Origin of the sequence: Mesorhizobium sp. B2-1-8, from assembly GCF_006442545.2 — a bacterium.
In the GTDB taxonomy this organism is placed as follows: Bacteria; Pseudomonadota; Alphaproteobacteria; order Rhizobiales; family Rhizobiaceae; genus Mesorhizobium.
The window spans coordinates 4,656,079-4,676,464 of the sequence record NZ_CP083952.1; the positions used below are offsets into that span (position 1 = coordinate 4,656,079).

At 62.0% G+C, this 20,386-nt stretch carries 22 protein-coding genes; 8 read left to right on the forward strand and 14 right to left on the reverse strand.

Features of this window, described 5'->3' with window-relative positions; genetic code table 11:
• Window positions 1-51 precede the first annotated feature (51 nt).
• The 3 genes from hppD to FJ970_RS22900 are packed head-to-tail and all read left to right on the forward strand — an operon-like array spanning window position 52 to window position 1,822.
• Entirely contained in the window at window positions 52-1,164 is a 1,113-nt protein-coding gene (hppD, locus tag FJ970_RS22890) for a 4-hydroxyphenylpyruvate dioxygenase (protein WP_140755597.1), read from the forward strand.
• Between the two features lie 59 nt (window positions 1,165-1,223).
• Window positions 1,224-1,448: a type II toxin-antitoxin system Phd/YefM family antitoxin gene (locus tag FJ970_RS22895; RefSeq protein ID WP_023780515.1), complete on the forward strand. Its 225-nt coding sequence runs from the start codon at window positions 1,224-1,226 to the stop codon at window positions 1,446-1,448.
• Window positions 1,445-1,822, forward strand: coding sequence for a type II toxin-antitoxin system VapC family toxin (locus FJ970_RS22900; RefSeq protein WP_140755598.1), 378 nt, complete (start codon window positions 1,445-1,447; stop codon window positions 1,820-1,822). Before FJ970_RS22895 ends, FJ970_RS22900 begins: the two co-directional genes overlap by 4 nt.
• Before the next feature lie 18 nt (window positions 1,823-1,840).
• On the opposite strand, the gene FJ970_RS22905 is transcribed toward FJ970_RS22900, so the two are convergent.
• The 5 genes from FJ970_RS22905 to hmgA are packed head-to-tail and all read right to left on the reverse strand — an operon-like array spanning window position 1,841 to window position 5,955.
• Window positions 1,841-2,377 (reverse strand): DinB family protein, encoded by a 537-nt coding sequence (locus tag FJ970_RS22905; protein ID WP_140755599.1) that lies wholly within the window; start codon window positions 2,375-2,377, stop codon window positions 1,841-1,843.
• 22 nt (window positions 2,378-2,399) lie between these two features.
• Window positions 2,400-3,413, reverse strand: coding sequence for a fumarylacetoacetate hydrolase family protein (locus FJ970_RS22910; protein ID WP_140755600.1), 1,014 nt, complete (start codon window positions 3,411-3,413; stop codon window positions 2,400-2,402).
• A gap of 15 nt (window positions 3,414-3,428) precedes the next feature.
• Complete coding sequence (locus tag FJ970_RS22915; protein WP_140755601.1) at window positions 3,429-3,770, reverse strand: hypothetical protein; 342 nt, start codon at window positions 3,768-3,770, stop codon at window positions 3,429-3,431.
• Window positions 3,767-4,630: an MBL fold metallo-hydrolase gene (locus tag FJ970_RS22920; protein WP_181178301.1), complete on the reverse strand. Its 864-nt coding sequence runs from the start codon at window positions 4,628-4,630 to the stop codon at window positions 3,767-3,769. The genes FJ970_RS22915 and FJ970_RS22920 overlap by 4 nt, the downstream gene beginning before the upstream one ends.
• Before the next feature lie 11 nt (window positions 4,631-4,641).
• Entirely contained in the window at window positions 4,642-5,955 is a 1,314-nt protein-coding gene (hmgA, locus tag FJ970_RS22925; RefSeq protein WP_140755603.1) for a homogentisate 1,2-dioxygenase, read from the reverse strand.
• Between the two features lie 97 nt (window positions 5,956-6,052).
• On the opposite strand from hmgA, the gene FJ970_RS22930 reads away from it, so the two are divergent.
• Complete coding sequence (locus FJ970_RS22930) at window positions 6,053-6,490, forward strand: MarR family winged helix-turn-helix transcriptional regulator (RefSeq protein WP_181178282.1); 438 nt, start codon at window positions 6,053-6,055, stop codon at window positions 6,488-6,490.
• A gap of 356 nt (window positions 6,491-6,846) precedes the next feature.
• Here FJ970_RS22930 and tdh read toward each other — a convergent pair whose 3' ends face one another.
• The 3 genes from tdh to FJ970_RS22945 are packed head-to-tail and all read right to left on the reverse strand — an operon-like array spanning window position 6,847 to window position 9,302.
• Complete coding sequence (gene tdh, locus FJ970_RS22935; RefSeq protein ID WP_140755605.1) at window positions 6,847-7,881, reverse strand: L-threonine 3-dehydrogenase; 1,035 nt, start codon at window positions 7,879-7,881, stop codon at window positions 6,847-6,849.
• Between the two features lie 45 nt (window positions 7,882-7,926).
• Window positions 7,927-9,114 (reverse strand): glycine C-acetyltransferase, encoded by a 1,188-nt coding sequence (locus FJ970_RS22940; RefSeq protein ID WP_140755606.1) that lies wholly within the window; start codon window positions 9,112-9,114, stop codon window positions 7,927-7,929.
• 2 nt (window positions 9,115-9,116) lie between these two features.
• A complete protein-coding gene (locus FJ970_RS22945; protein WP_140755607.1) occupies window positions 9,117-9,302 on the reverse strand; it encodes a hypothetical protein in 186 nt (61 codons plus the stop codon).
• A gap of 115 nt (window positions 9,303-9,417) precedes the next feature.
• Here FJ970_RS22945 and FJ970_RS22950 point away from each other — a divergent pair, with 115 nt between their 5' ends.
• Entirely contained in the window at window positions 9,418-11,490 is a 2,073-nt protein-coding gene (locus FJ970_RS22950) for a putative bifunctional diguanylate cyclase/phosphodiesterase (protein ID WP_140755608.1), read from the forward strand.
• Window positions 11,491-11,564: 74 nt separating this feature from the next.
• On the forward strand, window positions 11,565-12,305 hold the full coding sequence (locus FJ970_RS22955; RefSeq protein WP_140755609.1) for a polysaccharide deacetylase family protein: 741 nt from the start codon (window positions 11,565-11,567) through the stop codon (window positions 12,303-12,305).
• An 18-nt stretch (window positions 12,306-12,323) separates the two neighbouring features.
• On the opposite strand, the gene FJ970_RS22960 is transcribed toward FJ970_RS22955, so the two are convergent.
• On the reverse strand, window positions 12,324-12,752 hold the full coding sequence (locus tag FJ970_RS22960) for a MarR family winged helix-turn-helix transcriptional regulator (protein ID WP_140755610.1): 429 nt from the start codon (window positions 12,750-12,752) through the stop codon (window positions 12,324-12,326).
• Window positions 12,753-12,897: 145 nt separating this feature from the next.
• Between FJ970_RS22960 and FJ970_RS22965 the strand changes: the two genes are divergently transcribed.
• A complete protein-coding gene (locus tag FJ970_RS22965; protein ID WP_140755611.1) occupies window positions 12,898-13,305 on the forward strand; it encodes a hypothetical protein in 408 nt (135 codons plus the stop codon).
• A gap of 100 nt (window positions 13,306-13,405) precedes the next feature.
• On the opposite strand, the gene FJ970_RS22970 is transcribed toward FJ970_RS22965, so the two are convergent.
• Complete coding sequence (locus FJ970_RS22970; protein WP_140755612.1) at window positions 13,406-15,451, reverse strand: FAD-dependent oxidoreductase; 2,046 nt, start codon at window positions 15,449-15,451, stop codon at window positions 13,406-13,408.
• A gap of 57 nt (window positions 15,452-15,508) precedes the next feature.
• On the opposite strand from FJ970_RS22970, the gene queF reads away from it, so the two are divergent.
• Window positions 15,509-15,970: a preQ(1) synthase gene (gene queF, locus FJ970_RS22975; RefSeq protein ID WP_140755613.1), complete on the forward strand. Its 462-nt coding sequence runs from the start codon at window positions 15,509-15,511 to the stop codon at window positions 15,968-15,970.
• Window positions 15,971-15,978: 8 nt separating this feature from the next.
• Here queF and FJ970_RS22980 read toward each other — a convergent pair whose 3' ends face one another.
• From FJ970_RS22980 to FJ970_RS22995, 4 genes are all read right to left on the reverse strand, one after another.
• Window positions 15,979-16,587 (reverse strand): hypothetical protein, encoded by a 609-nt coding sequence (locus FJ970_RS22980; protein WP_140755614.1) that lies wholly within the window; start codon window positions 16,585-16,587, stop codon window positions 15,979-15,981.
• Window positions 16,588-16,591: 4 nt separating this feature from the next.
• Window positions 16,592-17,071, reverse strand: coding sequence for a DUF3828 domain-containing protein (locus FJ970_RS22985; protein ID WP_140755615.1), 480 nt, complete (start codon window positions 17,069-17,071; stop codon window positions 16,592-16,594).
• Window positions 17,072-17,195: 124 nt separating this feature from the next.
• Window positions 17,196-18,305, reverse strand: a complete 1,110-nt coding sequence (locus FJ970_RS22990) for a mandelate racemase/muconate lactonizing enzyme family protein (protein WP_140755616.1) — start codon at window positions 18,303-18,305, stop codon at window positions 17,196-17,198.
• A gap of 52 nt (window positions 18,306-18,357) precedes the next feature.
• Window positions 18,358-20,340 (reverse strand): FAD-dependent oxidoreductase, encoded by a 1,983-nt coding sequence (locus FJ970_RS22995; protein ID WP_140755617.1) that lies wholly within the window; start codon window positions 20,338-20,340, stop codon window positions 18,358-18,360.
• Window positions 20,341-20,386: the final 46 nt, after the last annotated feature.

Below are 20,386 nucleotides of genomic sequence, written 5' to 3' on the forward strand. Positions count from 1 at the left end.
ATGATGGCGTCGGATGGCCTTTTCAGGCCAAGCAGCTTCCGGAGGAATACCATGGGTCCCTTCCCGCACGATGCCCCGCCCGCCACGATCAGCAAGGACAATCCTGCCGGCACTGACGGTTTCGAGTTCGTCGAGTTCGCGCATCCAGAGCCCAAGAAGCTGGCCGAGCTGTTCACCCGCATGGGTTATGTGGCGGTGGCCAGGCATCGCACCAAGGACATCACCGTCTGGCGCCAGGGCGACATCAATTATGTCGTCAATGCCGAGCCCGGCTCGCACGCGATGAAGTTCGCCGACAAACACGGCCCTTGCGCCGCCTCGATGGCCTGGCGGGTGGTCGATGCCAAACATGCCTTCGAGCATGCCGTCTCGAAGGGTTCCACGCCTTATGCAGGCAACGACAAGGCACTCGACGTGCCGGCCATTGTGGGCATCGGCGGCTCGCTGCTCTATTTCATCGATGCCTACGGCAAGAAGGGCTCGGCCTATGACGCCGAGTTCGAGTGGCTGGGCGAACGCGACCCGCGGCCGCAAGGCGTCGGCTTCTATTACCTCGACCACCTGACCCACAATGTCTATCGCGGCCAGATGGACAAGTGGTGGGACTTTTATCGCAATCTGTTCGGCTTCAAGCAGATCCATTTCTTCGACATCGACGGCAAGATCACTGGCCTGGTCAGCCGCGCCATCACCTCGCCCTGCGGCAAGATCCGCATTCCGCTCAACGAATCCAAGGACGAGACCAGCCAGATCGCCGAATACCTGAAGAACTACAATGGCGAAGGCATCCAGCACATCGCGGTGGGCACCGACGAGATCTACGCCGCCACCGACAAGCTCGCCGAGAACGGGCTGAAATTCATGCCCGGCCCGCCCGATACCTATTACGACATGTCTTATGACCGCGTGAACGGCCATGACGAACCTGTCGAGCGCATGAAGAAGCACGGCATCCTGATCGACGGCGAAGGCGTGGTCGACGGCGGCATGACCAAGATCCTGCTGCAGATCTTTTCGAAGACCGTTATCGGGCCGATCTTCTTCGAGTTCATCCAGCGCAAGGGCGATGAAGGCTTTGGCGAAGGCAATTTCCGCGCGCTGTTCGAATCGATCGAGCAAGACCAGATCAAGCGCGGCGTGATCAAGGTTCAGGCTGCGGAATAGACCGGAGTTCTTGCGGCTCGATCAATTATGACCTAAATTCTGGTCAAAGGGTCGAGCACATGAACGTTTCTATCGCCGAAGCCAAAGCCAAATTGTCCGAACTCGTCAGCCGCGCGGAAGCAGGCGAGGAGATCGTTCTTACGCGCCACGGCAAGGTGGCGGCGCGCATTGTGCCTCCGGCGGTGGCCGAACCTCTGCCGCGTATCGGCGCATTGAAGGGGAAAATCTGGATTGCGGACGATTTTGACGAACTCGGCCCCGAATGGGACGAGTACGTGAAATGACGGTCGGCCCCTTTCTCGCCGACACACATATCATCTTCTGGTCGATTTCGGACGATCGACGTCTCAGCGAGCACCACCGCGCCATCTTGGCTTCGGAAGCGGTGGTGTTTGCGAGCGCGGCAAGCGTTTGGGAAATTGCCATCAAACGATCGATCGGAAAACTCAATGCGCCGGACGATCTGCCGACGCTGCTTCCAAAGATGCGATTTCAGCCGCTCGTTGTGACGCTACAGCATGCGAATGCCATCAGCGGTCTACCCCACCACCATGGCGATCCGTTCGACAGATTGCTGATCGCGCAGGCGCAAGTGGAAAACCTGACCATCCTTACTTCCGACCCGCATTTCGCCCGTTATGATGTCGCTGTAGCGTGATTAGCTAGGCGGTTTGTCTCATAGCCGAAGCCTCTCAACCTCCTCCTGCCTAACCTTGACGTCATAATCGAGCAGGAACTCGTCCAACTGCGGCGGCGCGACCGAAGTGCCGGACAGCATCGCATGCACCTGGCCGCGATGATGGATGTCGTGCAGGAAGACGTGCGCCAGGATATCGCCGATCTTTTCCGGGATCATGCCGTCCTCGCGCCGGTCCGTGATGACGCGGCGATCGAGATCGGTCTCCGACAGGCCATCGCAGAAGGCGATCAGCCGCCGGTCCGCCGCAAGCTGGGCGATGTAAAGCTTCGGCGCGGCATCGAAAGGCACGAAATCATCATGGGAAGCGGCACCGACGCCGCCCTCTTCGAGAAAATCGAGATAGAGATGATCGACCGCGAGGACATGATTGAGCGTTGCCTTGATCGACGGGAAAAAGCTGGTGCGCTCAGCCTCGAACTCACCAGGCTTGAGCGCAAGCACGGCACGATAGAGCCGGTCGTTCGACCAGAGATTATTGCCGGCCATGCGGCGCAGATGATCCAGAAGATTCATCGCCGAAAATCTGTCTTAGCCTCTATCTCTCGTATTTCTCGACCTTCTGCTCGATGGCGCCGAAGATCGAATGGCCGGCCTTGTCTTTCATCTCGATGCGTACCGTGTCGCCGAAGCGCAGGAACGGCGTCTTTGTTTCGCCTGACACAATCGTCTCGATCATGCGCAGCTCGGCGATGCAGGAATAGCCGGCGCCCCCCGCTGAGACCGGCTTGCCCGGGCCGCCGTCGAGCTTGTTGGACACCGTACCCGAGCCGATGATGGTGCCCGATACCAGCGGCCTTGTGCGGGCGGCGTGAGCGATCAGGGCCGGGAAATCGAAGGTCATGTCGATACCGGCATTGGCGCGGCCGAACGGCTTGCCGTTGATGTCGGCGAGCAGCGGCAGGCTGACCTTGCCGCCATCCCAGGCGTCGCCCAGTTCATCCGGCGTTACCGCGACCGGAGAGAAGGCCGAGGACGGTTTCGACTGGAAGAAGCCGAACCCCTTGGCCAACTCCGACCCCGTGAGCGCGCGTAGCGTGACATCGTTGACCAGCATGACCAGCCGGATCGCGGCGCGCGCTTCATCGAGGCTGGACCCCATCGGCACATCGTCGACGATGACGGCGATTTCGGCCTCCATGTCGATGCCGAAGGCTTCATCCGCCATCCGGATCGGATCGCGCGGCGCAACGAAGGAGTCCGAGCCGCCCTGGTAGATCAGCGGGTCGGTCCAGAAGCTCGCCGGCATCTCGACGCCGCGCGCTTTTCGCACCAGTTCGACATGGTTCACATAGGCCGATCCGTCGGCCCATTGATAGGCGCGCGGCAGCGGCGAATGCGCGTCGTGCTCGTGGAAGCGAGCCGCCGGCATCGCTTTGTTCTCCAGCGATTCCGCGATCGTCGCGAGATGCGGCGAGATCCTGCGCCAGTCGTCGAGTGCCGCCTGCAGCGTGCGCGCCAGGAACGATGCGTCGGTGTACTGCGTCAGGTCGCGCGAAACGACGACGAGTTTTCCGTCGCGCGTTCCGTCCTTCAGCGTGGCAAGCTTCATACATCCTCCCATTCATTATTCATAATATTTGCCGGCATAGAGAATTCTTGCTGTGGCTTTCCAAGGATTCTCATCGGTCAAAAAAGCCGGATCGGCCCGCCTATTGTCTTTGACCCAAGCAACAGCCGATTCGAGAAAAGTGCCAATCGAGCCGTTTTCCCATCCGTTCCAGCCGAGATCAGTCCCTGCAGGTCTCATTGACTGTTTGCGATCGGTATCCTCACGATCATTCGACAGTGCGTCGACGAACCGAATGAAAGACGGCAGGTCCTCCACCGTATTGAGGAGCAATTGGAGTCGCGCTGCGGAATCCTCCCCAGACTGCCGTACCTCTTCCCAAAGCTCGTCGTCGGTCACGTCTCACTCCCAAACGTTACAACAAGGCCGTCACGGGCGATCGTCAAGTCGCCGGCCCATGTTTTCCTGACGGCGGCGATCCAGTCCGCCTCGCCGATCTCGGCATCGTCGGCTGGAATGAGGTGGTTGAGCACCAGTCTTTTGACCCCGGCTTCGCTGGCGATGCGCCCGGCGTCCTCGGCAAAGCTGTGGCTGGCGAGCAGATGTTCCCTGAGCCGCGCGCCATTGCCGGTCCTGGCAACCAGCCGCTCGATGCCTTCCTCCAGCATGGCTTCATGGACGAGGATATCGGCATCTTCGGCGAAATCGGCGAGCGGTGGGAAAAAGGCAGTGTCGGCCGAGAACACCAGGCTTTTTGCGCCATGCTCGAAGCGCAGGGCAAAGCAATCGGTCACCGGGGGGTGGTCGACGCGGAGCGCCGTCACCTTCAGGCCGCGCTGCTTGACCACATGGCCTTCGCCGAATTCGTCGATCGAAATCAACTCGCGAATATCGGGCCGGCCCTCATCGACGATGCGGATCTCGATGTCGAATTCCATCGCCTGACAAAAGCGCCGCCAGTAGTGGCCGACCCCAGGCGGGCCGAACACGGTGACCGGCGTCGCCAGGCCAGCTGTCCAGGCGGTGTGGATCAACGGTCCAAGCTCCAGCACATGGTCGGAATGGAGGTGCGTGATGAAGATCAGATCGAGCGCCTTCAGCCTGACGCCGGCATCGACCAGACCGCGCGTCACGCCAAGCCCGCAGTCGACGACTATCGCTCGCCCGCCGATCTCGAGCAGCGACGAACTCGGCCACGGTCCGCCCGGCCGCAGCGCCGGACCGCCTTTCGAGCCCAGCAGCACCAGCCGATCCGGCATTGGCTTGCCGCTCAAGACCAGTCGCCCTCGGGCGTGCCATTGAAGCGTTTCTTCAGGCCGGCCCAGCAATCGATGTAATTGTCCTGCCGGGTCTCGAGTTCGGCGCCGTAACGGGTCAGCATCTGCGGAAAGCGGGTCTCGAACATGAAGGCCATGGTGTTGTCGAGCTTGACCGGTTTCAGGTCCGCGCGCGAGGCCTTTTCGAAGCCAGGCGCATCCGGCCCATGGGCCAGCATCAAATTGTGCAGGCTGATGCCGCCGGGCACGAAGCCTTCTTCCTTGGCGTCGTACTGGCCATGGATCAGCCCCATGAACTCGCTCATGATGTTGCGGTGGTACCAAGGCGGCCGAAACGTATCTTGGGCCACCAGCCAGCGCGGCGGGAAGATGACGAAGTCGATATTGGCCGTGCCCTCCTCGCCGCTCGGCGCTGTCAGCACGGTGAAGATCGACGGATCCGGATGGTCGAACAGCAGCGCGCCGACCGGCGAAAAGGTCGCCAGATCATATTTGTAAGGCGCGTAGTTGCCGTGCCACGCCACCACGTCGAGCGGCGAATGCTCGATCTCGGTGACATGGAAATTGCCGCACCATTTCACGATCAGCCGGCAGGGCGTTTCCTTCTCCTCGAACCAGGCGCAGGGCGTCTTGAAGTCGCGCGGATTGGCCAGGCAATTGGCGCCTATCGGGCCGCGGTCAGGTAGCGTCAGCTTGGCGCCATAATTCTCGCAGACATAGCCGCGCACTTCCTTGTCGACCAGTTCGACCTTGAAGACGAGGCCGCGCGGTAGAACGGCGATTTCACCGGGCCGAAGCTCGATGACGCCCATCTCGGTGACCAAGCGCAAAGCGCCGACCTGCGGTACAACAAGCAATTCACCGTCGGCGTTGAAGAAATGATCGTCGACCATCGATGTGTTGGCGATATAGACATGGGCTGCCATGCCGGTCTGCCCAAGCACGTCGCCGGCTGTGGTGATGGTGCGCATACCCTGGATGAAATCGGTCGGCTCCTTCGGCATCGGCACCGGATTCCAGCGGTACTGGCCAAGCGCCAGCTCGTGATCGCCGACATTGGGCGCGGACTTCCACAGGGGGTAGCTCGCGGCCTTGAACCGGCCCGTGTGCTTGACGCTTGGCCGGATGCGATAGAGCCAAGAGCGCTCATTGGTGCCGCGCGGCGCGGTGAAAGGCGAACCGGAAAGCTGTTCGGCATAGAGGCCGTAGGCCGGCCGCTGTGGCGAGTTGCGCCCCTGCGGCAGCGAGCCAGGCAATGTCTCGGTCTCAAAATCGTTGCCGAAGCCCGGCATGTAGGAAAAGGTCATCGCTTCCTCCCGGAATAGAGCCAATTGACCAAACTGGTTTCATTTGTAACCATCGAAAATGTAACTATCAATCTTCCGTTTTTGCCGGATGCGGACAATGGACATTCTCGAACTCGAAAGCTTCCTGCCCTACCGGCTCTACCGTCTCGCCGATGCCGTCAGCCGCGAATTCTCGAAGGTCTATAAGGACCGCCATGGCCTGACCCGGCCCGAATGGCGCACGTTATCGGGATTGGGACAGCGCGGCACGATGACCGCCACGGAACTCGGCGAACAGTCGGCCATGCACAAGACCAAAGTTTCGCGGGCGGTGGCCGAGTTGGAACGGCGGCGCTGGCTGGTGCGAACGGCCGACGAGAACGACCGTCGCGTCGAGCACCTGGCCCTGACCAAGGCAGGGCTTGCGGCCTATCGCGAGATGGTGCCGCTGGCGAAGGCGTTTGAGCGGGAATTGCTGGCGAGATTGAGTGTGGAGGAACGTGCAGCGATTGTGAGTGGGGTGGCGGCGCTGGAGATGGCTCTAAGCCAAGGCTAAAGTTCCGAACCGTCTGGGAACAGAACTATAGATGTGTTGCCGTGGCCGATGTGCAGCCGACCGCTCGAATGATTAAATCTCAGGTGGCTTAAGAACGGCGCGTGCAGCCCGCTTGGCAGTGCTGCAGTCCTCACCATCATGTCTATTTCCACGATGGTCTTGTGAAGTATCTTCTCAACTTCGGACGTTCGGCGGCTTCGCTCCGAAAACAGCGACCGCTGCAGCAGATCAGGTCTGCGCCTAGCTACCTCGGCAAATATCTGCCTCAACTCGCCATGCGGCCGCCCATCCAACCTCTCCAAGGCTATTACGAGCGACTCAAGCAGGCGATGTCGATTGTCCACGCTGGCAAGGCCTCACCAGTCCATCACCACCTTGCCCGAACTGCCGCTCCTCATCGCATCGAAGCCCGCCTGGAAATCGTCGATGCCGATACGATGCGTGATCAGGCCGGTCACATCGAGCGGGCCCTGCACCAAGGCGATCATCTTGTACCAAGTCTCGAACATTTCGCGGCCATAGATGCCCTTCAGATGCAGCATCTTGAAGATGACCTTGTTCCAGTCGATCTCGAAACCGGTCGGCGCGATGCCGAGGATGGCGATCTTGCCGCCATTGTTCATGGTGTCGATCATGTCGCGGAAGGCGGGGGCGGCGCCCGACATTTCCAGCCCGACGTCAAACCCCTCGGTCATGCCGAGCGCCGGCATGACGTCGCGCAGCTTTTCCTTCGAGGCATCGACGACATGCTGGACGCCGAGCTTTTTCGCCAGCGCCAGCCGCACCGGGTTGATGTCGGTGATGACCACTTTTCGCGCGCCGACGCACTGCGCCACCAGCGCACCCATGATGCCGATCGGTCCGGCGCCGGTGACCAGCACATCCTCGCCAACCAGATCGAAGGACAACGCTGTGTGGACGGCATTGCCAAGGGGATCGAAGATCGCCGCGATCTCGTCCGGCACGTCGTCGGGGATCGGCACGACATTGTGCTGCGGGATCGCCAGATATTCGCCGAAGGCGCCGGGACGGTTGACGCCGACGCCGAGCGTGTTGCGGCACAGATGCCCTCGCCCAGCGCGGCAGTTGCGGCAGTGACCGCAGACGATGTGACCCTCGCCCGACACGCGCTGGCCGACCTTGTATTCGGTGACCGCGGCACCAAAGTCGGCGACCGTGCCGACGAATTCATGGCCGGTGACCATCGGCACCGGCACCGTCTTCTGCGCCCACTGGTCCCAATTGTAGATATGGACGTCGGTGCCGCAGATCGCCGTCTTCTTGACCTTGATCAGCACGTCGTTGGGGCCGATCTCCGGCACCGGCACCTCTTCCATCCAGATGCCCGGCTCGGCCTTGGCCTTCACCAACGCCTTCATCATGTTCGACATTCTTTTGTCCCTTGAATCTCTTGATCCGGAATCGCTTTTCGACGTTCAGGAGATCACGCCCAATTCCCTGCCGACCGCACCGAATGCCTCCACCGCGCGGTCGATATCGGCGCTGGAATGCGCCGCCGACATCTGGGTGCGGATGCGCGCCTGGCCTTTCGGCACGACCGGGAATGAAAAGCCGATGACATAGATGCCGCGCTTCAGCATGCGCGCGGCCATCTCCTGCGCCAGCGTCGCATCACCGAGCATCACCGGTATGATCGGATGATCCGCACCTGCCAGGGTGAAGCCAAGCTTGCCCATCTGGGACCTGAACCGCGCCGCATTGGCATATAGGCGCTCGCGCAAGGCATCGCCATTGCGGATCAGCTCGAACACCTTGATCGAGGCGCCGGCGATCGCCGGCATCAGCGTGTTGGAAAAGAGATAGGGCCGCGAGCGCTGGCGCAGCCAGTCGACGACCTGACTTTTGCCAGAGGTGTAACCGCCGGAAGCGCCGCCGAGCGCCTTGCCGAGCGTGCCGGTGATGATGTCCACCCTGCCCTCGACGCCGCAATGCTCGGCCGAACCGCGGCCGTTTGCGCCGACGAACCCGACCGCATGGCTGTCGTCGACCATGACCATGGCATCGTATTTCTCGGCCAGATCACAGACACCTCGGAGATTGGCGATGATGCCGTCCATCGAAAACACGCCATCGGTGGCGATCAGCCGGAAGCGGCAATCCTTCGCTTCCTTCAATCGCGCCTCGAGATCGGCCATGTCGTTGTTGGCGTAGCGGAAGCGTTTGGCCTTCGACAGCCTGACACCATCGATGATCGAGGCGTGGTTCAGCGCATCCGAGATAACAGCGTCTTCCTCACCAAGCAGCGTCTCGAACAGGCCGCCATTGGCGTCGAAGCAGGAGCCGTAGAGGATAGTGTCCTCGAGGCCGAGGAAAGATGAAATCGTCGCCTCGAGCTGCTTGTGCTCTTCCTGTGTGCCGCAGATGAAGCGCACCGAGGCCATGCCGTAGCCGTAGCGGTCGAGCGCCTGCGTGGCCGCGGTGCGCAAGTCCGCGCTATCGGCGAGGCCGAGATAGTTGTTGGCGCAGAAATTCAATACCTTCTCGCCGCCGACCTCGATTTCGGCCGACTGCATTGAGGAAATTACCCGCTCGGACTTGTAGAGGCCGGCGGATTTCAGCCCTGCAAGCTCGCTGTCGATATGGGAGAGAAATGCTGCGGTCATGGTCAGGCCTCGTTTGACGTGTGCAGACTGTCGTCCGGCCCGCGCAAAAAATCCATCGCAAAAGCGACCGGATCGGGTGGCCGGGCAGCATCAACCGAGACGCCATGGACATTGCCCAGGTCACCCGGGAACGCATGGACTGACGAATGCTCAAATGCGGGCTTGCCGCGAAAGAACCCGATAACCATTTCGCGACCTTTCCGCGCCTCCCCCTTGCCGGCCGGCCGTCGACTTCCGGTCCCGTTAACGTTTGCAGTTCAATGGTGCTACAGAAATCCGTTGGCGAGAGGACCGCCCCCGAACATGTCTCAGCAGCCGGTGCAAACCGTTTCAGGCAAACTTATACTGCTGATCAAGGCTGGCTACTGGCTGGCGCTGCTGATCATTGCCGCCATGGTGGCGGCCTCCTTCGTGCTGCTGCAGCAGACGATGGCCACCCAGCAGCACAACAACAAGCTGCTCGACATCGTCGGTACGCAGAAGACCTTGTCGCAGCGCATCGTTTTCCTTGCCAGCGCAACGGGCGCCGCCTCGCGCGACAAGCAGCCGGCGCTGGTCAGCGCGCTGAAGCAGGCCACGGCTGAGTTCGAGACAAGTTATGATCAGCTGCTCAAGCAGACAGGCGCGGATCCGCAATCGCCTGCCAAGCTCGATCCGAAGTCGATCGAGAGCGTGCTTTTCGCCAAGCCCTTCCATCTCGACTATTTCTCGGTTGGCCTGATCGCCAATGGTGACCGGCTGGTCTCGGCCTTTGAATCGCAACTCAACCAGCTCGACAATGGCGGCTACAAGGGCGGCGCGGAACGAGTCAACCTCGATGCCTCGGTGGCCAATGCCGCGCTGTCGGGCTATGCAGCGCTCGGCCAGCGGATCAGCGCCGATGCCGACGAGCGCTCCGAAAAGCTTCTCACCCTCCACCGCACGCTGTTCTACGCCACCCTCGGCGTCATCCTGCTGGTGGCGCTGTTCATTTTCAGGCCGATGTCCAACGCGATCCTGCGCAAGACCCGTGAACTGGTCGACGCTCGCAATTCGATGGCGTTCATCGCAGTGCATGACGGTCTGACCGGCCTGCACAACCGCACCTTCCTGACCGACCATTTCGAGACGCTGATCAAGGGCGCGCACCGCCGGCGCGAGCGCCTGGCCGTTGTCCAGCTCGACCTCGACCGCTTCAAGCAGATCAACGATACGCTGGGCCACGCCGCCGGCGACTATGTCCTGGTCGTGACCGCACAGCGCATGCGCGATTCCTGTCGGGCGTCGGATCTATGCGCGCGGCTCGGTGGCGACGAATTCGTGATGATCCTCAACGGCGCCGGCAGCACCGAGGACATCAACATGCTGGCGCGGCGCATCCTGGTGCACATCAACGAGCCCATCGTGTTCCAGGGCACCACCATTCTTCCGGGCGCCAGCGGCGGCATCGCGGTCTATCCGATCGATGCCGACAATGCGCAAGACCTGCTGGTCCATGCCGATCTGGCGCTTTACTCCGCCAAGAAAATGGGGGGCGGCAACTTCTCGTTCTTCTCGGAGGAACTGCGCCGCGAACTCGACTACCGCAAGCAGCTCGAACATGACATTAAGGTCGCCATTTCCGAAAAGGCGTTCCAGGCCTATTTCCAGCCGCAGGTCTCCCTGACCCATGGCACCATCAGCGGCATCGAAGCGCTGGTGCGATGGAACCACCCCGAGCGCGGCATGATCTCTCCGGGCGAGTTCATTCCGGTCGCCGAGAACTGCGGCTTCATGCCTGAGATCGGCCGCATCGTGATCAGCAAGGCGATCAACGAGGCTGCGGAATGGAACCGTGCCGGGATTGCCTTCGGACGGCTTGCCGTCAATGTCTCGGGCACGGAGCTGCGCGAGCATGATTTCGATGCGTTTCTGTTCGAGACGCTGGAGAAGGCCGGACTGCCGCCGCAGAAGCTGTCATTGGAAATCGTCGAATCCGTCATTCTCGACGACGAGAAGACAGGCATCGCAGCCAAGCTGCGGCACATAAGGGCGTCCGGCGTCCATCTGGAACTCGATGATTTCGGCACCGGCTATGCTTCGCTCAGCCACGTCAATCCCAACGAGATCGACCGACTCAAGATCGACCGTCGCTTCGTCCAGAACATCCACGAGAATGGCGACAATTCCAAGATCGTGCGCGCCATCACCGAACTTGCCCGGGGGCTGGGCATCTCCATCGTCGCCGAGGGCGCCGAAACCGAGGCGGAACTCGACTCGCTCATGGCGATCGGCTGCGATCAGGTGCAAGGCTATTCCATCGCCTTCCCGATGCCGCATGACAAGGCGTTGGAATGGCTGACCGCCCGCATGCCGAGGAAAGCCAGGCTGACAGTATTGCAGGGAAGTCTGGCGTAGGTAGAGCCCGGCCTGGCTTGACAAGCAGCCGCGGAAATGGCGGCCCGCCTTGATCGCAAGGGGATAGCGGCCCCATGACATTCCTTCGGTTTGCCCTGGCGGCCATGTTGATGTCGGCGTTGCCAGCCCATGGCCCGGATCGCACCATCTACCTCACCTTCGACGATGGCCCGCTGAACGGTACAAGCAACATCCTCGACGTGCTGGAGGCAGCGCAGGTTCCGGCAACGCTGTTCATGGTCGGCATGCACGCCGAGGCCAGTGCGTCCAACAAGGCGTTGGTACGGCGCGCCGAGGCGATGCCGCTCGTGACGATCGGCAACCATAGCTACAGCCACGCTTACAATCACTACCGGCATTTCTATGGCGATACGGACGGCGTGGTTGCCGACATGCTGATGGCCAATACGGTGCTCGGCCTGAAGCCAGCGGTGCACGCCCGCCTGCCAGGGCGCGACGTGTTCCGGCTGCCTTCGATGTCGAAGAACCACAATTCGCTTGGGCAAGCGCAGGCCGGTCGTGAGGATCCCGACTATGAGTTCGTCGCGGCGTCCGGCTTTTATCTCTATGGCTGGGACCATGAGTGGGTGCACAAAGACAGCGGCGAGCCGGTGCAGAGCGTCGACCATCTGGTCAGCGAGATCGATCATTTGTTCGGCTACGGTCACTTTGCCAAGCCCGGCAAGCTGATCCTTCTGATGCATGACCAGATGTTCCAGGACGGCTTTGACGGCAAGACGAAACTGACCAGCCTGATCACCGCGCTGAAGCTGCGCCGCTATGCGTTTGGAACCATCCCGAGCTATGACAACTGAGCCAATCCTGCGATTCTCCTAGCTCCCCACATTGTTCCGCAACGCCGCAAGCACCTGGGCAAACTCCGCCAGACGCTCGTCGGACAATCCGGTGCGAAGCCGCTTGTCGAAGACAAGTGCTGCTTGCCGCAACGTCTCGAACAGCGCTTCTCCCGCCTCCGTCAATTCGACCATGTGAACCCGTCGGTTGACGGGGTCGCGCCGCCGCGTCAGCAGGCCCTGCGCCTCCATCGCATTGAGATGATGGGTCAGCGTCGCGCCCTGGATGCCGATCATGCCGGCGAGTGCGCGTTGATTGGCAAGCTCGCTCGACTTGACCGACAGCAGCGTGAGCCAGACCGGCAAGGTGCCGCCTGCTTCAACCAAAGCAGCGTCGAAGGCCTGGGCAACAAGCTTGGCGGTGCGGCCGAGATTCATGCCGACCGGCGGGCGTTCAAACGGTGTCATGATCTGACAGTAGAGCAAGCAGTGGCAACGTGAAACTCGGCTTCATGATTGACATCTAACCGTTAGATATCTAACTTTGTCTTATTGATGGCATCGCGACATGGTTGCGGCGCGCAGGCGGCGGGCGAATGAGAGGAATGCGATCATGCAATATGTCTATATCGTCGTCATCGGCCTGCACGTCATGGCCGGCGTCTTCTGGGCTGGCACGACCATCGCGGTTGCCCGCGATCCGGACATCCGGGCGGAGCGGTTCTTCCGGCCACAAATGGGCGCGGCCGTTTTGGCTTTCCTGACCGGTTTGCTGCTCTGGTATTTTTTCCATGAAGGCGCTTTCGGCCCGATGGAGAAGGTACTGGCGCTCGGCATTTTGACGGCGCTGATCGCCGCCGGCGTGCAAGGCGCGCTTGTGGGCTCCGCCAGCAGGCAGCTTGCCGACGCCGATGCCGCGACCCAAACGGAGCTGCGCGCGAAAATGACCCGGGGCGAACGCATCGCCGGCGGGCTGCTGGTCATCACCGTGCTTTGCATGGCGACCGCCAAGATGTTTTAGAATCGCACGGCCGGTGAAAGCCGATCATGCGCGGCGCGCAACGGGCCGGAGCGGCAGGTGGCTCTCCTTGCAAAGGCCGTTGCGCGCCACCTGATCGTGATCAAATCCTGATCCCGAACCTGATCCCATCATAGATGGCGGCGTGGATGTTGCGGGAGGCGACCGCATCGCCGATGCGGAACAACACGAAGCCGCCTTCGGGGTTGCGTGGTGGAAAAATGTCGCCTCCATTGACCAGACGTTCGTAGTCGACCGCGCCACCGTTCTTCGACAGCGGCTTCAGCGTCAGATAGAGGTCGTCGAGCGGCGCGGTGCCGTGCTCGACCACCACCTGGTCGACGCGCCGCTCCCCGCGCCAGCCATCGGCGAAGTCCGAAGCGAGTTCCGCGATCAGTTGATTGCCCTCGCGCCGCACCGAGCGCAGGCGCGTGTTGATGGTGACGGTGACGCCTTTTTCGTGGAAAGCCCTGACATAGGGTACGTGGTTCATGCCGCCCATTTCGGGGGCGAAGAACCGCTCCGGCGACACCAGTTCCAGCTTCGAGCCGCTGTTGGCGATCAGTTCGGCCGCGCCCATGCCTTGATGGCCGCCATTGTCGTCATAGAGCAGCACGTTTTCGGCCGGCTTGACGCTGCCGGCCATGATGTCCCAGCTCGAGGTGACGAGATTGTCGCCGGAGGCCAGCGGCGGGTTCTGCGGCAGGCCGCCGGTGGCGATCACCACGACATCGGGCGCCAGCGCCAGGACGTCGTCCTGCTCGGCCCAGGTATCGTAGCGGATCTCGACGCCGAGCCGGTCGAGTTCGGCCAGACGCCAGTCGATGATGCCGATCAACTCCTTGCGGCGTGGGTTCTGGGTCGCCAGACGGACCTGGCCGCCGGCTTGTGATGAGGCTTCCAGGATCGTCACCTGATGGCCGCGCTCGGCCGCGACGCGCGCCGCCTCCAGTCCGCCGGCGCCGGCGCCGACGACGACGACTTTCCGTCTAGGCCCTTCCGTCTTGACGATGATATGCGGAATATCGGCCTCGCGGCCGGTCGCCGCATTGTGGACGCACAGTGCCTCGCCGCCCTCGTAGATGCGGTCGAGACAATAGGTTGCGCCGACGCAGGGGCGGATTTCGTGCTCGCGGCCCTCCATCACTTTCTTGATGATGTGCGGATCGGCGATGTGGGCGCGCGTCATGCCGACCATGTCGAGCTTGCCGGTGGCGATCGCATGGCGTGCGGTGGCGACGTCGGAAATGCGCGCCGCGTGGAAGGTCGGGAATTTCGTCGCCGCCCTCACCTCGCCCACGAAATCGAGATGCGGCGAGGACCGCATGCCGGTCACCGGGATGACCTTGGTCAGTGCCGCGTCGGTCTCGATCGAGCCACGGATGATGTTGAGGAAGTCGACCTTGCCGGAGTTTGCGAGCCGCCTGGCGATCTCAATGCCCTCCTCCTTCGACAGGCCTTTTTCGAAATCCTCGTCGGCGACCATGCGGATGCCGACGACGAATTTCTCACCGACCGCCGCCCTCACCGCATCGAGCACCATATTGGTGAAGCGCAACCGATTGTCGAGCGAACCGCCATACTCGTCGTCGCGATAATTGGTGGCAGGCGACCAGAAGCCATCCATCAGATGACCGTAGGATTCGAACTCGATGCCATCTAGGCCAGCTGCCTGGCAGCGCTGCGCGGCCGATGCATAGTCGGCGACGATGCGCTCGATATCCCACTCCTCTATGGTCTTGGGGAAAGCACGATGCGCCGGCTCGCGCACCGGCGAGGCTGACAGCACCGGCAGCCAGTCGGCCTTGTTCCAGCCGGTGCGGCGGCCAAGATGGGTGATCTGGATCATCACCTTGCAGTCATGCTCGTGGCAGGCGTCAGTGAGTTCGGCCAGCCATGGAACGATGCGGTCGTCATAGACATGCAGATTGCCGAAGGCGGCCGGGCTGTCGCGCGAAACGATGGCCGAGCCCGCGGTCATGGTCAGCGCCATGCCGCCCTTGGCCTTTTCGGCATGGTAGAGCCGATAGCGCTGCTTCGGCATGCCGTCCTCCGAGTAGGCAGGCTCGTGGCTGGTCGACATCACCCGGTTCTTCAGCGTCAAATGCTTGAGCTGGTAGGGTTGGAGAAGCGGGTCGTTGCTGATCATCGTCTTCCTGCCGTTTTAATTTGTGTTAATGAGCGGCAAATCCAAGGAAAACCGCTTATGATCGATACCAAAGCCCTCACCCAGCTCGGCACCCACGTCGAGACGCCACAGAGCCCCGAAGCTGCGGTCCTGGAAACCGTGCCGTTTTCGCGCGGCGACGGACCGCCGGCGATCGTGCGTTTCACCGTCCCGGAATTCACCTCGCTCTGTCCGGTGACCGGACAGCCGGATTTCGCCCATATCGTCATCGACTACGCCCCCGATGCTGCCCTCGTGGAATCGAAGTCGCTCAAGTTGTTCATGACCTCGTTTCGCAACCATGGCGCTTTCCATGAAGACTGCACGGTGATGATCGGACGGCGCATCGTGGCCGCGACCAAGCCGCTTTGGTTGCGCATAGGCGGCTATTGGTATCCGCGCGGCGGCATTCCGATCGACGTGTTCTGGCAGACCGGCGCTCCGCCCGAAGGCGCCTGGCTGCCGGACACCGGCGTTGCGCCCTATCGCGGGCGCGGCTAGTTCGGTCGTCATTCGCACTGATACTGGCTGAGCGCCCATTCGCCGGTCACCGACAAAAGGTCCGATATCTTCCATTCGCCGCCGACCTTCTTGAACTTCCATTCGAGGCGGTGCGGGTTGCCGGCGACGACGAAGGCGACGATGACCTTGGCCTGATCGCCGTTGATCGCCTCGAGCGTCTTCAGGCTCTTGTCGATCTCGGCCTTGTCGTAGTCGGCATTGTCGAGCGCCATGTTGGGGTCCAGGCATTCGCCCTGCCCGGATTTGCGCAAGGCGTCGCTCTTGTCGAGCACGGTTTTGGCCGGGTCGATGAAATGGCCGCGCTGGGCCGGATCGACCTCCAGGCCGACCTGATCGTAAAACGGCCGCACGACCGCTGTCGGCGATCCCGGCTGGATGGGGGCGGCAGGCCCGCTGGGCGGCGATGCGACGGGTGGCGTCGCCGGCTCCGCGGCTCCGCCAGGCGCGGTCGCCGGCGGCGTCCCGCTGTCATCGGGCGCGGTCCCGGCCGGAGCATTTGCCGGCGGGGCGCCCAACAGGCCCTGAGCGGCTGAGCCGTTCAAGCCAGCCGCCAGCAGGCACATGGCCGACAATAGCAGGAACGCGCGGCCGGCCATTGCTTCACTCCGGATCTTGGCCCGCCATGCATTCGAGTTGGCTCAGCGTCCAGTCGCTGGTCTTCGATGCAATGTCCGATATCTTCCACTTGCCGTCGACCTTCTTCAGCGACCAGTGCATTTCGCGCTGCGAATCGTCTCCTCCTTCCGGAAAAAGGCTGAAGTTCGCCACCACTTGCGCCGTGTCGCCATCCACCGTCTCGGACAGCTTCAGAGTCTTGGAAAGGGTCTTCTGGTCGAAATCCTGCGCGTCGAGACCGGGGTCGAAGTCGATACAGGCGACCTGGTCCGGATTCTTCTTGGTCGCCTGGTCGTTGAGGTCGAACAGTTTCGTCACCGGCGCGGTGAAGCGATCGCGATAATGCGCATCCGCCTCGAACTTGACCTGCGGAACATAGAAGAACTTCACGGCATCGGACGCCGGACCGGCCAGGGCGGCGGCTGGTGCGGCAATCGACAGGATGGCAGCGAGCAGCAGTTTCATGGATTTCCCCGAATGTTTGGCTGCGGAAAGCAATCAATACCACGCATCGTGCATATCGGCTTTTTTGCGGCTCATGAAGCCTTCGAGTGGCTCGTCTACTTGCATAGATCACATCCAACGATCCTTAGTCTCCGAAAATGGCAATCGGCGCGTTGAGTTGGGAGCGTTCAGGCTTGACACCGAGCCCTGGGATCTGCGGGATGCGTATATGCCCGTTCTCGATCACGATCGGGTTTACGGGATCCGTATGCCCTTCGATGTACTCCTGCGCGATCCAGGCTCCCTCAAAACGTCTCGGCTCGACTGTGGCGGCGAGGTGGACGCATGCCGCGGCGATGACGTCTCCGCCCCAGGCGTCGTCGCAGCTGTGCGGGAGAGATCGTATCGCACACAGGTCGCGGACCGTGGCCATCTTGGTAAGGCCGCCAAGGCGGGTGACCTTCAATCCAAATCCGTCCGCGATACCTGACGAAACCGCCCGCAGCACCGCATTCAAATCCTCGGTATTCTCATCGAGATAGATCGGATGGGTAACGCGTCCCTTGAGACCAGCGACTTCCTCCATGGTGTTGCAAGGCTGTTCGAACACGAACGGGATTGCCTGGCAAAGCCGATCGATGTGCAGTGCCGCGGCAGCGGTCAGGCCGCGATTGGCGTCGACGGCTATCCGGGCCTTGAAGCCAACCGCCTCCCATACTTTGTGCACAGTGGCGACGTCTTGTTCGAGATCCCGCCCGCCGATCTTGATCTGAAGCCGTGGATATCCGGCATTGACCTTGTCGGCGGCAATACGCGCGGTCTCGTCCGGAGCACCGACGATGGTCGAGTAGTAGGACGGCACGCGATCGGTGAGCGCACCGCCGAGAAGTGTTGAAACAGGGACGCCCAGCCGCTGGCCGGCGAGGTCTAGGAGGGCTATATCCAAGGCTGCCTTGGCATAGTTGTGACCGTTCAGCCGTTCGTCCATTTTTTTGGCGAGGCGGCGCATGGACGCCGTGTCCTCGCCGACGAGTCCAGGCGCTATTTCAGCAATTGCCGCTCTTGCGCCAAGAGCATGCTGGGGCTGGTAAACAGGGCCGATCGGGCAAGTCTCGCCCCAGCCTGATAGTCCATCCTCGGTGGTCACTTCAACCAGCGTGCTGTCCAAGTTCTGCACGGTATCGCTGGCCATCCGGTAGGCACCGCCTTTGACAGGCAGAAGCACCTTATAGACTTTGATTGACTTGATACGCATTCAGACATTAGCCCCGTTCATGCCTTGCCCGGTCTGGCGCCTTTCGCAATCGTCAAAGATCAAGCGCCACCTTGCGCCCGTCATGGATGGCAAATGCCGCCTGTCTGGAGGCGGTACAGTCGCCGATGGAGGTATGCATAATTCCGCGCCTTTCGAGCTCGATGGACAGGCTGTCCTGGGCCATGCTGGTGGCGGCGAAGACCAGCGCATCGGCTTCGATCTCCTGCTCGGTTCCGTCGAGCAGCGAAGCGATCCTGGCCGCCTTGCCATCCCAATGAACGACGGCGCTCTCGGTCACAAACCGCACGCGCAGTTTGGCGAGCGCCCGGCGCAGCGGCGCGTCGACGGCCATTCGCTGAAGCTCTTTGCCAACCAGGGCGTCCGGTGTCACGAGCGTCACATTGTGACCGTCCTCGGCGAGTTTCCAGGCGGTGCCGCACCCTTTCCAATTCCCGCCATCGTCCAGCAACAGAACATTTTTTCCCGGCCTCGCCTCACGGGCCATCACCGCCTCGGCCGACAGCACCGGCCCGCCGCCCGGAATGCTGCCCCAGTGCGGCAAGGCCCGCTGGAAAGCGCCGTCCGGCGGCATCGAGCCGGTCGCGACGATGACATGATCCGCGCCTTCGCGCTCGACATCGTCGGCTTCGACATACTGCCCGTAGCGGATGTCGACCTGAAGCTGGCCGAGCTGGCGCTCGTACCAGTCGATCAGGTCCAGAATCTGGGCACGGCGCGGCTGCAGTCCGGCAAGACGGAACTGCCCGCCGAGGCGGTCGGATGCTTCGGCCAGTGTCACGCGATGACCGCGCTCGGCCGCGGCGCGCGCCGCTTCGAGACCGGCCGGCCCGCCGCCGACGACCAGCACGCGCTTCGGCTGTGCGGCCAGAGCGAAGCGATCACCGCCCCACTCCCATTCCCGCCCCGCGGAAGGATTGATGACGCAGCTGATCCAATAGTCGCGGCTGCGCCGGCCCCAGCACATCTGGTTGCAGGACAGGCAGCCGCGAATGTCTTGCGGCCGGCCGGCGGCAGCCTTTGCGGCCAGATGCGGATCGGCGATCTGCCCGCGCACGATGGAAACGAGGTCGGCGCGACCTTCGCTCAACACGCTCTCGGCGTTTTCGGGCGTGCGGATATGGCTCTCGGCGGTGATCAACGCATGACGCACGGTGGATTTGAGCACGGACGCCAGGTCGGCACCAAGCTTCTCCGGATAAACAAAGGTCGGCATGATCTTGTAGAAGTCGAAGTAGGAGCCCGTTCCGCAAGTCACATAGTCCATCAAGGCGTCGCGGTCGTGGAGGTCGATTATCTCGGCCAGCGCTTCGCGCTTCAGCGCCACTTCGACTTCGGGCTCATCGTTGATCGCAAGACCGATGATGAAATCATCGCCGCATTCCCGGCGAATCCTGGTCATCACCTCACGGCTCATCCGAGTGCGGTTTTCAAGGCTGCCGCCCCATCGGTCGTCCCGGCGGTTCGACCAGGGTGTCCAGAACTGGTCCAGCATCGAATGGTACGCCGCCCAGACCTCGACGCCGTCGAAACCGGCCTCGCGGCAACGGCGCGCCGCCTGGACAAAGCCGTCGATCGTCTCTTCAATCTCGGCTTCGAACATCCGATGCGAACCGTCAGAATCGTGGTAGCTCGGCAGGCCCGAAGGCGACCAACCGGCATGAAACGAGTTGTCCGCGTCAGCGTGCTGACCGACATGGTAGAGCTGCTGGATGGCGATGGCGCCGTTGCCGCGGATTGCGTCAGTTACTTTGCGAAAATGTGGAACCACGCGGTCATCGGAAGGGCTGAAATTGCCGCGGGTAAGCACGGCGGCCTGGTGCACGGGCATCGGCTCGACCACGATCATGCCGGCGCCGCCGATGGCGCGTTCCGCGTAGTAGCCGACATGCCGCGCGGTCGGCAGCCCCTCTACCGCCATATTGGCGGTATGGGCTCCGAACACGATCCTGTTGCGTAACGTCTTGCCGCGCAACATTGCCGGCTCGAACAGACGCTTGAAGACCCGTTCAGACATGCACCCTCTCTCCTTTAACGTGCGACCGGCACCTCAGAGAGGTGCC

Bases quoted from the DNA above. Each gene is read 5' to 3' on its own strand.
- hppD (WP_140755597.1), top strand. From the start codon at position 52: ATGGGTCCCTTCCCGCACGATGCCCCGCCCGCCACGATCAGCAAGGAC.
- FJ970_RS22895 (WP_023780515.1), top strand. From the start codon at position 1,224: ATGAACGTTTCTATCGCCGAAGCCAAAGCCAAATTGTCCGAACTCGTC.
- FJ970_RS22900 (WP_140755598.1), top strand. From the start codon at position 1,445: ATGACGGTCGGCCCCTTTCTCGCCGACACACATATCATCTTCTGGTCG.
- FJ970_RS22905 (WP_140755599.1), bottom strand. From the start codon at position 2,377: ATGAATCTTCTGGATCATCTGCGCCGCATGGCCGGCAATAATCTCTGG.
- FJ970_RS22910 (WP_140755600.1), bottom strand. From the start codon at position 3,413: ATGAAGCTTGCCACGCTGAAGGACGGAACGCGCGACGGAAAACTCGTC.
- FJ970_RS22920 (WP_181178301.1), bottom strand. From the start codon at position 4,630: ATGCCGGATCGGCTGGTGCTGCTGGGCTCGAAAGGCGGTCCGGCGCTG.
- hmgA (WP_140755603.1), bottom strand. From the start codon at position 5,955: ATGACCTTTTCCTACATGCCGGGCTTCGGCAACGATTTTGAGACCGAG.
- FJ970_RS22930 (WP_181178282.1), top strand. From the start codon at position 6,053: ATGGACATTCTCGAACTCGAAAGCTTCCTGCCCTACCGGCTCTACCGT.
- tdh (WP_140755605.1), bottom strand. From the start codon at position 7,881: ATGTCGAACATGATGAAGGCGTTGGTGAAGGCCAAGGCCGAGCCGGGC.
- FJ970_RS22940 (WP_140755606.1), bottom strand. From the start codon at position 9,114: ATGACCGCAGCATTTCTCTCCCATATCGACAGCGAGCTTGCAGGGCTG.
- FJ970_RS22945 (WP_140755607.1), bottom strand. From the start codon at position 9,302: ATGGTTATCGGGTTCTTTCGCGGCAAGCCCGCATTTGAGCATTCGTCA.
- FJ970_RS22950 (WP_140755608.1), top strand. From the start codon at position 9,418: ATGTCTCAGCAGCCGGTGCAAACCGTTTCAGGCAAACTTATACTGCTG.
- FJ970_RS22955 (WP_140755609.1), top strand. From the start codon at position 11,565: ATGACATTCCTTCGGTTTGCCCTGGCGGCCATGTTGATGTCGGCGTTG.
- FJ970_RS22960 (WP_140755610.1), bottom strand. From the start codon at position 12,752: ATGACACCGTTTGAACGCCCGCCGGTCGGCATGAATCTCGGCCGCACC.
- FJ970_RS22965 (WP_140755611.1), top strand. From the start codon at position 12,898: ATGCAATATGTCTATATCGTCGTCATCGGCCTGCACGTCATGGCCGGC.
- FJ970_RS22970 (WP_140755612.1), bottom strand. From the start codon at position 15,451: ATGATCAGCAACGACCCGCTTCTCCAACCCTACCAGCTCAAGCATTTG.
- queF (WP_140755613.1), top strand. From the start codon at position 15,509: ATGATCGATACCAAAGCCCTCACCCAGCTCGGCACCCACGTCGAGACG.
- FJ970_RS22980 (WP_140755614.1), bottom strand. From the start codon at position 16,587: ATGGCCGGCCGCGCGTTCCTGCTATTGTCGGCCATGTGCCTGCTGGCG.
- FJ970_RS22985 (WP_140755615.1), bottom strand. From the start codon at position 17,071: ATGAAACTGCTGCTCGCTGCCATCCTGTCGATTGCCGCACCAGCCGCC.
- FJ970_RS22990 (WP_140755616.1), bottom strand. From the start codon at position 18,305: ATGCGTATCAAGTCAATCAAAGTCTATAAGGTGCTTCTGCCTGTCAAA.
- FJ970_RS22995 (WP_140755617.1), bottom strand. From the start codon at position 20,340: ATGTCTGAACGGGTCTTCAAGCGTCTGTTCGAGCCGGCAATGTTGCGC.